Below are 10,644 nucleotides of genomic sequence, written 5' to 3' on the forward strand. Positions count from 1 at the left end.
ACCCCCACCCCCACCACTGGCACCACCCCCACCCCCAGTCCGTGGTTTGTGGTAAGGGTGTGAGTCTGAAAATCACGCTTTGATCCCGGTGATGCCATCTTTTTAATTAATGGGTGGCATCACTTTTGTTTGTGGCTCTAAAATATATTCAGGATTTCAGCGATTCAATATACTGGCTATCGATTAAAAAGGCTCCTTTTTGGAATAAAACCCCCCAATATCCACCGGGTCGCCTATCAATTACAATCCCAACTTCACCAATATTAATCAGGTTGGATGGACGTAAAATTGGCATGGGTTCTGCTGTTTTCAGATATGGAGGAATCGCTATTACCCTGACTTTTTGCCGGATTTCAAACTTTTTTTCCATTAACCACCCTAATAATTAACTTTTTCTGTAAGATATCACGAGGCTTTGTCCCTTGATTCATCGGGATTTTGTCGCCAAAAAGAGAAATAACCACGCTAAACTTGAGACTATAGAAGAACAAGACCGTTTGAGGGGGTAGTAATTATGGCTACAGATCGCCGAGTTTCCCGGGTGGCCGCACAAATTAAGCGGGAGGTCAGCCAGATATTACTGGATGGGATCAAAGATGACCGGGTTGGAATCGGAATGGTGAGTATTACCGATGTCGATGTTTCTGGCGACCTCCAACACGCCAAAATTTTTGTCAGTATTTATGGAACCGAAGAAGCCAGACGAGAAACCATGGAAGGCTTAAAATCGGCAACGGGTTATGTTCGTTCTTCTCTTGGTCAGCGTGTCCGTTTGCGTCGAACTCCTGAAGTGGTTTTTTTAGAAGATCGTTCCTTGGAGCGCGGAGACAAAATGTTAATTCTATTAAACGAACTCTCCCAGAACCGGAAACCGGATGGGGAGGGGGAGGAGGAGTAGGGGAGCAGGGGGAGCAGGGGGAGCAGGGGAGGTAAACTCTTTCCATTACCTATTACCCATTACCCTGTTACTGAGCGAAGTCGAAGTATTACCCATTACCCATTACCCAAAACCCATTACCCAAAACCCATTCATTACCCATTCGTAATTCGTAATTCGTAATTCGTAATTTGTAATATGACTCTTTCTCTCGCTGAACAAGTTGCCCAGATGGTTGTGGTTCGTGCCTCTGGTTTTTTGTTTGATCATCAAATTCGTTACTCCCTTTGGGAACCGCCTGCACAGCGCTTGGAACATTGGTTACATGACTTGGGTGTGGGTGGGGTGATTCTGGTGGATGGCAGTGCGGCGGAGTTGGCGATTAGGACTCAGTTATTGCAATCTTGGGCTAAATTTCCCCTGTTGGTGGCGGCAGATGTGGAGGAAGGGGTCGGTCAGCGCTTTGCGGGGGCGACTTGGTTTCCGCCCTTGATGGCTATTGGTGCATTAGCTGATCAATCCCGATCACAAGCGGAATTTTATGCGGAAAAAATAGGGGCAATTACGGCTCAAGAAGCTTTGACCCTGGGCTTAAATTGGGTTTTGGCTCCGGTGGTTGATGTGAATAATAATCCTAAAAACCCGGTAATTAATGTTCGTTCTTTTGGGGAAACTCCAGAACGGGTTAGTCACTTGGCCACGGCTTTTATTCGGGGATGTCAGGGTTATCCGGTGTTAACTACGGCTAAACATTTCCCGGGTCATGGAGATACGGCGATTGATTCCCATTTGGAATTACCTGTTATTCCCCATAGTGATCAACGTTTAGCTGAAGTCGAATTACCTCCGTTTGTGGCGAGTATTGCTGCGGGTGTGGATTCGGTGATGATGGCCCATTTATTGATCCCGGCTTGGGATAGTAAAAATCCCGCTACTTTATCCCCGGTGATTGTTCAGCAACAGTTAAGGCAACGCTTGGGTTTTCAGGGGTTAGTGGTGACGGATGCTTTGGTGATGGGGGCGATCGCAAAACTTTATACTCCCGAAGAAGCCGCAATTTTAGCCGTGGAAGCCGGGGCTGATGTTTTATTAATGCCTCTTGATCCCCAAGTCACGATTGATGCGGTCTGTGCTGCGGTAACAGAGGGTCGGATTTCGCGCGAACGGATTGCAGCCTCTGTACAGCGCATTAGGAAGGCTAAGGCGAAGGTATTCCCCGACTGGCAACCAGATGCCGCCTATTGTCCCCCCAGTCATGATCCCCAGAAATTATTTTATTCTCTATCTCAACCTGCGTCTGGATCTCTGGTTCAAACTATTTTACGGGATTCTCTCAAACAGGGAGGAACTTTACCGTTACAGATTCCGAACCCACCCCAACCTTGCCGTAATTTAGTAATTGTGGATGATTTGCTCAATTGTTCTATTTTAGGAAATCATACTCCGGCGATCGCCCGTCCAACCCAGTTAGGCTATCGTTTACAAATGATTGATTGTCATTATCAAGAATTTTCTGATCTTGAGCAGTCTTCTGAACCCACATTACTGCAAATTTTTATTCGAGCTAATGCCTTCCGCGATAGTTCGGGATTAACAGAAATTGCTCAAAATTGGTTAAGTATTCTATTGAAGCAGGATAGTTTACAAGCTTTGGTGATTTACGGGAGTCCCTACACCCTAGAACAGTTTTTACCCCAAATTCTCCCTAAAACTCCCTATGTTTTCTCCTATGGTCAGACTCCGGCGGCCCAGGAGATTGCCTTGAAAGTCCTTTGGGGAATTTAATTACAATTTAATAATCATATTACCCATTACCCATTACCCATTACCCATTACCCATTACCCATTACCCATTACCCATTCCCTGATGCTTAACCTACATCGGTGGCTTGTGTCCAGTGACTTTGCATATTGTTATCGGAAAACCCTGGCTGTTTGTATTGGCCTATACTGAAAAAAAATATTTCCTAAAATCAATTTTTAGATTACACTAGGTGTGATGCCAAAAACTTCTCCGGCAACGCCAAAGAGGGCGAATTATGACTTACACAACTGTCCAGTTTTCATTAGATGTGATCAAAGACGAAGCCCGTCAACTCGTTAGTAAAGGGGTTGTTAGCCGTCAGCAACCCATCTATACACTCTGCCAATATATTCCCGCGCGGGAATGGGCCTGTGTAGAGTGTGAGTTGGAAGAATGCGACTTCTTACTCCGAGACCGAATTGGCGACCTAATTGGCCATGAAACCTGGGATAACGACTAAAATCCCGATTAAATTTGAAAACACACAAAATCTTTCAAACATTATAAGTCTGTTTTGTATTGACTCCTAGGGTCGAAAATGAGTTTCCCTGCCGATTCAGGTGAATTCACGGACTCGATCCAACTATCCTTGAGTGGATCTTTCTAACTTAAAGGAGAGTTGTGCGACGTCTGAGATTCCAAAGTCAAGAATAAAGTAAAAATTTAAGTGCGTGCGATGCGTTATCAATTGCAACATGAAGTTAAACAATATTGAGATGGGTTCTGCAATTTGATATCATTTAATATACTAATCACGATAAATCCGCTCCACAGTTTTGAGCCCAATTCATGTCAATACTGGTGCTGATCAGTAGAGTTGTGGAAGCAGGATTTATCGCCCTAATTATTCAGAAGCATGGGAGTCCCGCAGGCGTTTTAATTCCTCTCGTAACTCGGCAATTTGGGTTGTGAGTTCTTTAATTTCCTTCACGGGTTCTGGGTCTGAACCAAAGGGGACACTGGAGGTAACAACGGAAGCTGAAGTTGTTACTATTGTTGCCGTGTCTGTATTAATATTGGGAGAACGTTGGGAAAGAATTGTATCCACAAAATTTCGAGCTTCCTGTTCGGTCATTTTTCCTTTTTCCGCCCATTCTTCAGTTAATTCGCTAAACTGCGACTGAATTTTTCCCAGATTCTCATTGCGTTTGTAAGGATTTTGTAGAAGCTCGATTAGGGAAGATGTTGCTCCCAGGGTAACTCGAAATCCCTGATGGAATAAGTCGGTTAATTGTTCAGCATTCATAATCGTTAAGAAATTTTTCTAGTAGCAACTACAATACAAGCTGGGTTGAAATCAGCTTGTGGTGGGCTTCTTTGGGAATTAGTCGGCTAACCCGCCAAGTAGACCGATTTTTCCCGTACATTCTAACAGCTTATTCCCGAACTTGGTCGAGGTATTGATTCACGTCCTCAATAATCCGGGTGAGTTCGGCTTCCGTGGTCAGTTTAATCCGTTCATCCCGGACAGTAATTAAGACTTTGGCGGCAAAGGGACTCGGCCAAATATTAGGATTACAGAAAACCTCTAAAAAAATATCTCCGGTATATTGATATTCCATCGGTTTTTGAGGCGTAGGTTTACCCCCTGCCCCTCCTGGGGCGTTTTTTGCCGCGACGGTTTTGAGTTTTTGCATTAATTCATCCAGTACCCCTTTTAAATTCTGAGCCGCTTCGGGGGTAAAACGCAGGGAAACCGAACCTTGGGTTAAATTAATCGTGAGTGGAGGAATAGACATAAAAGACTGATTTAAAACAATAATTGAAATCCTTTAATCTAATTTTACCGTCAAATTAACCCAAATCAACTTTTGTATTTTTAGTGAAAATTAATCTCAATAGTTGGATTAACTAAATAGAGTGATATATTAAAAACACTTTTTGATCACCATCAAAACTTAATAGGAAAAATTTTATGGTTCAGGATAATCGAGCAAAAATTCAATGGGTTTTGTTACTAACACTGGGTTTAAATCTGTTAGTAATGATGATTAAAGTGATTGTAGGCAACATGACAGGTTCTTTGAGCTTACTGGCCGATGCTCTGCATAGTGTTACTGATAGTGCTAATAATGTTTTGGGGTTAGTTACTAATCATTTTGCCTCTCCCAATCCCGATCGCGAACATCCCTATGGACATCAAAAATTTGATGCTTTGGGAGCATTAGGGATTGGTGTTTTTTTGGGAATTGCCTGTTTTGAAATTTTCAGTGGAGCTATAAAACGCCTATTTCAAGGCGGTGAACCGGTGACAATTTCCCCTAATGAATTATGGATATTATTAATTGTTTTAGGAATTAATATTTTTGTGGCTTATTATGAACGGGCGGCTGGGAAGCGTTTAGGTAGTGCGATTTTAATAGCAGATGCTAAACATACAATGAGTGATGTTTGGGTGACAATTATGGTGATTGCCGGATTAATTGGAATTTGGCAAGGAACCGTGTGGAATTTACCAAAACTGCAATATTTAGATGTGATTTTAGCCTTTCCTGTGGCCTTATTAGTGTTTAAAAGTGGGTGGAGTGTATTAAAGGAAAATTTGCCTTGGTTAGTGGATCAAATGGTAATTGCACCGGAAACTATTAAAGAGATTGTCATGTCTGTTCCAGGCGTCGTAAACTGTCATGATATCGCCTCCCGTGGAATGATTGGACGACAGGTTTTTATTGAAATGCACTTAATTGTTGAAGCGACGGATGTGGAAACGGCGCACAGTATTACAGAAGCAGTAGAAGCGGCATTAGGACAAGAATTTAGCCCCGTCAGAATTTTAATTCATGTCGAACCGCCCCAATATAAATCCGAGCAAATTACCTATGAATCATAAAAAATTTCCTCTCCCATGACTTAGGAGAGGAAATCAATTTTAACCCTGTAAAAGCATTTTCTTTATTTGGCCGCAGGAGCGGGGGTAGCTGCCGGGGCCGGGGTAGCGGGAGCCGGGGTAGCGGTGGCAGGAGCCGCTGGAGGAGGAGTTGTTTCGGTGGTGGGAGCTCCGCCACAACCAGTTAATAAACAGGAAGAAGCTATGGCTAAACCTGTAAATACTAGGGCTAAGTTTTTCATAGGAGATCTCAAGAAAATTGAAAGTAGGTGGATGACGAAATTGAGAACAAACAGACCCTAATCTCAGAAATGTTCCTTAATAGTATGTTAGCCATTAAACCCGAATAGAGATTAAACTATCCCAGTTTTCACCGCAACAGTTTTAACTCAGTTTCAGTCATTCCGTTGCGGATTTTTGGTTTCTATACCCCGAAGAAAACACGACTTTCCTGAGCAGTTAAGGCAAGTTTATAATTTCTCATTGTTCATCTTACACATAATACAGGTTTTTTTTTAAAATGGAAGAGCTTCTAAGGGAAATTACTGGGATTTTTCGCGATCGCTGTTTCTCTACAATGGTAAATTTGCGGACGTCCAGGGCTTTAAATATTACAGCCTCTTTGCTCAGGGGTTGTCCCTGTGTCCCGTGAATACCTCAGCCCAGACACTGTATAAACGAATCTAATGGCTGAATTGATGGATTATTCTTTTAAACTTGATCTGCTAAAATCCGAGGTTTGGGTTGATAATAGCTGGCAATTAAAGCAATCATTAACCACCATAGAGTATTGACTTGGGGACGATATAAAACCGTATCAACGAAACCATGGCCCATCATTCCCACTAGGGTAGAAATGGCTGCAATTAACCAAAATCCCTGGGAATTTCCTAACTGTCGGAGTTGTTTTAGTTGCACCCATCCTTGATTAAAGGTTACGGTTAATAACCAGAGAAAACAACTTAAACCGACAATTCCGGTTTCAACTGCCACTTCTAAAATTACAGAATAGGCACTCAAAGCCGTATAACGAGGCTGCATATAACGGGGATAAATCCGATTAAAAGCTACGTTTCCCGGGCCAATTCCTAAGATCGGACGATCTTTAATCATTTCAATGACTGCCATCCAAACATTAATTCTAAAGTTATTACTACTATCTCCCCGTCCCACAAACATACTCGCCACGCGATCGCGCACAGGGGGAACAAATACCACTGCTAAGACGAGAAAAAGGGTTAATCCTGCTAATCCCAAGGGTAAAGCCCACTGTCGCCAAAAGGGAGGAAAACTAATACTTAACCAATATAATAGTAAGACTGAAAAAGTAAACATTAATAGCACTAATCCAATCCATCCTCCTCGACTAAAAGTTAAGACTAAACAGGATGAATTAACAACGATCATGGTTAATGCTAAAGCCTTGGGTAAAATGCCTTTCCAAACAAAGAATGCAGCCAAACTTAAACTGACTGCGGGTAATAAATAGGCGGCTAATAAATTCGGGTTATCTAAATAACTATAAACCCGGGTTAAGTTAGATTGGGCAGAGGTGGGGTCAACCCAAGTCGCTAAGGCTTTTGCCCCATAAAACCATTGTCTTAAACCATAGACACTCACGAATAAAGCCGTGTGTAAAAATAGGGTAATAAAAATCGAGCGAATTTTAGGCGAACGCAAGATCCTAGCCATTAAAGCGAATAAAATTAAATAGAGAGTTAATTTCGTCCAGCCACTAAAAGCTGCTATTTGAACCAGAGATAAAGCCGTGGCAACGGTGGAAATTCCCCAATATAATAAAACGATTAAATGTATGGGAGTAAATGCAGTTTGTGAGGGTTCATCCGTTAGGGTTAATAATAGCCACCATCCGGCACAAGCGATTAATAAGACCCCGATTAATGCCGTTCCCACAAAAGGAGCTAAACAAAATACAATAGTGATTAATAATGCCCCCAAGGGTTCCCCCCACTGCAATAACCAACTCCCCTGTCGCCATTGGTGTAAAAATCCCGTCACCTGGTAGAGAAAACTACTATTGCGCCATTGGTAGAGTAATAGATTTTGTAGGGTAAATTGTTGCCAAATCGTGTTGAGGGTGGTCATGGGCTTTAATGGGGCGATCGTCGGGGTAAAAACTCAGGTGTTAGTATAGCTTAGTTCAAGGTTAAATTCAAACAAACACTAAGGGTTTATCTTTTAAGGGGGCAAAAGCTTCCGCATCAAATCGATATAAACTTGCGGGTCTACCCGCCCCTCGGGATGTTTTTACCCCGGTATCATAGAGAAATCCTAACTTGAGTAACCGGGTTCTAAAATTAGAATAATCGGAAAATCCTTCTCCTAAAATAGTAGTATAAAATTGGTATAAATCCCCTAATGTAAATAATTCCGGTAAAACCTCAAAAGCCACAGGACTATATTCTAATTTGTTTTTTAATCGACGATAACCATAGTCTAAAATTTGATTATGATCAAAGGCTAAATTAGGAATTTTATCAATGGGATACCAAGCAATTCCGGTTACTCTATCGGTAATTAATTCCGCTTCTTTAAACCGAACGATCGCAAAATAACTTACGGATAAGTAACGAATATTATAGGAATCTGGGGCTTCTCTGGGGTCACGTTCTGGCCCCCCAAAGGTATATAATTGTTCTAAATATAAATTTTTAACCCGAATTTTTTCCGCTAAAATTCTATAGGCTGCATCTTCTAAAGATTCTCCTTTTTTAACTAAAGTTCCGGGTAAACTCCAAGTCTCGATAAAGGGTTCTTCTTTACGTTTGACCAATAAAACTAATAGGCGATTTTGTCCGGTATCAACCGAAAAAATCACATTATCAACACCCACTTTAAAATCTTCTAAGATCAAATTTTTATTCATATAATTTTTCTCGGTTAATATAATCTTGTACCGGGGTCGTTAAAACTTCTATATTTCCTGTTTGACGATAGTGACTAGAGGAAACTGGTAAACCCGTTATGGTGGCAATAGTTAAGGTCGCGGCTAATTTTTTGAGGTTTTCTAAGTCCGTTTCTATCACCGGATAACCCGGTCGCGGGATAATTAATAATTCTACCTGTTTTAATAGGGTTTCTATCTGATACCACTGGGGAATTTGTTGAACTAAATCCGAACCAACTACTAAAGTATAGTCCGCATCAGACCAATAGTTTTTAGCCCTTTTTAAAGTTTCTAAGGTTCGGCGACTACTAAGTTCGGGATGCAAAGCAATATTTTTTTTAGGGGCGTTGATTTCCTCGATTAATAATGATAGCATCGCCATTCGATGTTCTAATAAAGTTTGGTGGGTTTTAAAGGGATTATCCGATGCCCAAACCACGACTTTATCAAATCGTTGAGACAACCAAAGCAGAATCGCTTGATGTCCTGAAGTGGGAGGATCTGCACTGGTTCCAAAGAGGGCGATTTGAGTCATTTTTAATCAGAGTTAATATTATCTTAGATAATCACTCAATTGTTTGTTTTAATCGATCAGCTAAGGCAATAATATCATCTTTTCGGGCTATTTGTTCAACCCATTCTGAAGGAATAGTGTTAAACCCATAATAAATTCCAGCTAAACCTCCTGTGACTGCGGCTGTTGTGTCGGTATCTTCTCCTAAATTAACAGCTTTGAGAACAGCTTCTGAGTATGAGGATGTCGTTAACAAACACCACAATGTATTAAGTGGTAGGGGTGGCGTTGCGATCGCGTTTTTCAGTCCTAAGACCCCTTGAAAGTAACATCGTCTGAAATGCTTACTATAGCAACTAGCATATAACCAAATCCTACACCAAAAGACTTTTATTATTGTCATCTGTCACCTGCCGTAATACGTTGTTTTATGATATCATTGGATTTTGCTGAAATGTCCGCTTGATAAGACTTCTAAAAAATTTTGGGTTTAGTGATAAAGCTTATGCAAATACTCTCAAAATTGTTAAGTAGGTGGTCATAAATAGAGTTAAAATAAGAAATGAAGAAATATCAGAGGAATAGTCATGCCACTGAGGTTAAGAATTCAACTAACAGAAGAAGAAAAACAAGAGCTACTAACTCTGTATCAGCAAGAGAAAGTTCCGAAAAGAACAAGGCAGAGAATAGATATATTAATGTTTAGTGATGGAGGATGGATGGTCTCAAAAATAGCCCAGACTTTAAGGTGTTCAGAAGCCATGGTAAGAAAAACAATAACTCGATGGATAAATCAAGAAAAAGAAGGATTATTTGATGCTCCTCGTTCGGGAAGAAAACGGAGGTGGAAAGAAGAAGATATAGAATATTTAGAAACTTGTATAGAGTCAGATGAAAGAACTTATAATAGCCGTCAACTGTCGGAAAAACTTCTGCGAGAGAGAGCGATCGCACTAAGCGCAGAAAGAATTAGAAAAATCTTAAAAAAAAAAGACTGGCGCTGGAAAAGAACAAAAGCCAGTTTAAAGAAAAAACAGAATCCCGAAAAAACAGCGAGCAAGAAAAGAGATTTGGAGACGTTAAAGCGTTATGAAGAAGAGGGTTTGGTCAGATTAAAATATTTAGATGAGGCAGGTTTTTGTTTATGGAGTCCTGTGAGTTACACCTATGTAAAAAAGGGGAAGCAGAAACAAATAAACCAGACGAAAAAGCGAGGAAAAAGATTGAATGTAATTGGAGTATTAGAAAAAGGAAAAAGTTTTGAGTACGGTTTAAGTTTGTCAGGAATTACAAGTGAGAATTACATAAAATTTATAGATTGGCAAGCGGAAAAAGCTGAAAAGCATTTTCAAAATACTCGACAAATTACCGTACTGATTCAAGATAACTACAGTGTCCATAAAAGTCAAAAAATACAAGAAAAAGAAAGGGAGTGGCAAGACAAAAAATTAGAATTTTTCTTCCTGTCTGCTTATAGCCCTGAATTGAATGAAATCGAACCAGAATGGCATCAATTAAAAACTCATGAACTGGCGGGAAGAATGTTTGAAGATGAATATGATTTGAGCCAAGCTGTGATTCAAGCCATTGAAGATAGAAACGAAAGAAATGATTGTACCTGCGATCGCTTGCGATTTAATTCCCTGAGTAACTCTCAAGAATTATCCTAAACAATCTTTTTCTATTATTGACTTTATTTATGACCACCTACTTA

Annotated in this window: 13 protein-coding genes; 5 read left to right on the forward strand and 8 right to left on the reverse strand. The window is 40.7% G+C overall.

The features are described 5' to 3' along the window. Positions 1 to 148 precede the first annotated feature (148 nt). Positions 149 to 370, reverse strand: coding sequence for a regulatory protein SipA (gene sipA, locus PL9631_RS08990; protein WP_083619147.1), 222 nt, complete (start codon positions 368 to 370; stop codon positions 149 to 151). A gap of 144 nt (positions 371 to 514) precedes the next feature. On the opposite strand from sipA, the gene rbfA reads away from it, so the two are divergent. The 3 genes from rbfA to PL9631_RS09005 all read left to right on the forward strand — a co-directional run bounded on the left by rbfA (position 515) and on the right by PL9631_RS09005 (position 3,141). Next, a complete protein-coding gene (gene rbfA / locus PL9631_RS08995) occupies positions 515 to 898 on the forward strand; it encodes a 30S ribosome-binding factor RbfA (RefSeq protein WP_083619148.1) in 384 nt (127 codons plus the stop codon). Between the two features lie 177 nt (positions 899 to 1,075). After that, positions 1,076 to 2,662 carry a glycoside hydrolase family 3 N-terminal domain-containing protein gene (locus PL9631_RS09000; RefSeq protein WP_083619149.1) on the forward strand — a complete coding sequence of 529 codons (1,587 nt, stop codon included), beginning with the start codon at positions 1,076 to 1,078 and terminating at the stop codon, positions 2,660 to 2,662. A 254-nt stretch (positions 2,663 to 2,916) separates the two neighbouring features. Next, positions 2,917 to 3,141, forward strand: coding sequence for a DUF4327 family protein (locus PL9631_RS09005; protein WP_083619151.1), 225 nt, complete (start codon positions 2,917 to 2,919; stop codon positions 3,139 to 3,141). Positions 3,142 to 3,525: 384 nt separating this feature from the next. Here the strand turns inward: PL9631_RS09005 and PL9631_RS09010 are convergent, their stop codons facing one another. Both PL9631_RS09010 and PL9631_RS09015 read right to left on the reverse strand, forming a co-directional pair. Next, positions 3,526 to 3,927: a hypothetical protein gene (locus PL9631_RS09010; protein WP_083619155.1), complete on the reverse strand. Its 402-nt coding sequence runs from the start codon at positions 3,925 to 3,927 to the stop codon at positions 3,526 to 3,528. A 130-nt stretch (positions 3,928 to 4,057) separates the two neighbouring features. Further along, a complete protein-coding gene (locus PL9631_RS09015) occupies positions 4,058 to 4,420 on the reverse strand; it encodes a hypothetical protein (protein ID WP_083619157.1) in 363 nt (120 codons plus the stop codon). Positions 4,421 to 4,596: 176 nt separating this feature from the next. On the opposite strand from PL9631_RS09015, the gene PL9631_RS09020 reads away from it, so the two are divergent. Continuing rightward, positions 4,597 to 5,511 (forward strand): cation diffusion facilitator family transporter, encoded by a 915-nt coding sequence (locus PL9631_RS09020; RefSeq protein ID WP_083619160.1) that lies wholly within the window; start codon positions 4,597 to 4,599, stop codon positions 5,509 to 5,511. A 62-nt stretch (positions 5,512 to 5,573) separates the two neighbouring features. On the opposite strand, the gene PL9631_RS26060 is transcribed toward PL9631_RS09020, so the two are convergent. From PL9631_RS26060 to PL9631_RS09045, 5 genes are all read right to left on the reverse strand, one after another. Beyond that, positions 5,574 to 5,750, reverse strand: a complete 177-nt coding sequence (locus PL9631_RS26060) for a hypothetical protein (RefSeq protein ID WP_197046303.1) — start codon at positions 5,748 to 5,750, stop codon at positions 5,574 to 5,576. 469 nt (positions 5,751 to 6,219) lie between these two features. Further along, positions 6,220 to 7,614 carry an IctB family putative bicarbonate transporter gene (locus PL9631_RS09030; protein WP_083619163.1) on the reverse strand — a complete coding sequence of 465 codons (1,395 nt, stop codon included), beginning with the start codon at positions 7,612 to 7,614 and terminating at the stop codon, positions 6,220 to 6,222. Between the two features lie 67 nt (positions 7,615 to 7,681). Then, the gene (locus tag PL9631_RS09035) at positions 7,682 to 8,395 is read right to left on the reverse strand and encodes an NUDIX hydrolase (RefSeq protein WP_083619165.1); all 714 of its coding nucleotides are present in this window, start codon (positions 8,393 to 8,395) and stop codon (positions 7,682 to 7,684) included. Continuing rightward, positions 8,388 to 8,951, reverse strand: a complete 564-nt coding sequence (locus PL9631_RS09040) for a nicotinate-nucleotide adenylyltransferase (protein WP_083619167.1) — start codon at positions 8,949 to 8,951, stop codon at positions 8,388 to 8,390. The genes PL9631_RS09035 and PL9631_RS09040 overlap by 8 nt, the downstream gene beginning before the upstream one ends. A gap of 31 nt (positions 8,952 to 8,982) precedes the next feature. Beyond that, positions 8,983 to 9,333: an ADP-ribosylglycohydrolase family protein gene (locus PL9631_RS09045; protein WP_083619169.1), complete on the reverse strand. Its 351-nt coding sequence runs from the start codon at positions 9,331 to 9,333 to the stop codon at positions 8,983 to 8,985. A 184-nt stretch (positions 9,334 to 9,517) separates the two neighbouring features. Between PL9631_RS09045 and PL9631_RS09050 the strand changes: the two genes are divergently transcribed. After that, positions 9,518 to 10,600: an IS630 family transposase gene (locus PL9631_RS09050; RefSeq protein ID WP_083616166.1), complete on the forward strand. Its 1,083-nt coding sequence runs from the start codon at positions 9,518 to 9,520 to the stop codon at positions 10,598 to 10,600. Positions 10,601 to 10,644: the final 44 nt, after the last annotated feature.

Source organism: Planktothrix paucivesiculata PCC 9631 (genome assembly GCF_900009265.2).
Classification (GTDB): Bacteria; Cyanobacteriota; Cyanobacteriia; order Cyanobacteriales; family Microcoleaceae; genus Planktothrix; species Planktothrix paucivesiculata.

Excerpts from the sequence above, each read along its gene's own strand:
- PL9631_RS09005 (WP_083619151.1), top strand. The coding sequence starts at position 2,917 with ATGACTTACACAACTGTCCAGTTTTCATTAGATGTGATCAAAGACGAA.
- PL9631_RS26060 (WP_197046303.1), bottom strand. The coding sequence starts at position 5,750 with ATGAAAAACTTAGCCCTAGTATTTACAGGTTTAGCCATAGCTTCTTCC.
- PL9631_RS09010 (WP_083619155.1), bottom strand. The coding sequence starts at position 3,927 with ATGAATGCTGAACAATTAACCGACTTATTCCATCAGGGATTTCGAGTT.
- rbfA (WP_083619148.1), top strand. The coding sequence starts at position 515 with ATGGCTACAGATCGCCGAGTTTCCCGGGTGGCCGCACAAATTAAGCGG.
- PL9631_RS09020 (WP_083619160.1), top strand. The coding sequence starts at position 4,597 with ATGGTTCAGGATAATCGAGCAAAAATTCAATGGGTTTTGTTACTAACA.
- PL9631_RS09040 (WP_083619167.1), bottom strand. The coding sequence starts at position 8,951 with ATGACTCAAATCGCCCTCTTTGGAACCAGTGCAGATCCTCCCACTTCA.
- sipA (WP_083619147.1), bottom strand. The coding sequence starts at position 370 with ATGGAAAAAAAGTTTGAAATCCGGCAAAAAGTCAGGGTAATAGCGATT.
- PL9631_RS09030 (WP_083619163.1), bottom strand. The coding sequence starts at position 7,614 with ATGACCACCCTCAACACGATTTGGCAACAATTTACCCTACAAAATCTA.
- PL9631_RS09035 (WP_083619165.1), bottom strand. The coding sequence starts at position 8,395 with ATGAATAAAAATTTGATCTTAGAAGATTTTAAAGTGGGTGTTGATAAT.
- PL9631_RS09000 (WP_083619149.1), top strand. The coding sequence starts at position 1,076 with ATGACTCTTTCTCTCGCTGAACAAGTTGCCCAGATGGTTGTGGTTCGT.
- PL9631_RS09045 (WP_083619169.1), bottom strand. The coding sequence starts at position 9,333 with ATGACAATAATAAAAGTCTTTTGGTGTAGGATTTGGTTATATGCTAGT.
- PL9631_RS09050 (WP_083616166.1), top strand. The coding sequence starts at position 9,518 with ATGCCACTGAGGTTAAGAATTCAACTAACAGAAGAAGAAAAACAAGAG.
- PL9631_RS09015 (WP_083619157.1), bottom strand. The coding sequence starts at position 4,420 with ATGTCTATTCCTCCACTCACGATTAATTTAACCCAAGGTTCGGTTTCC.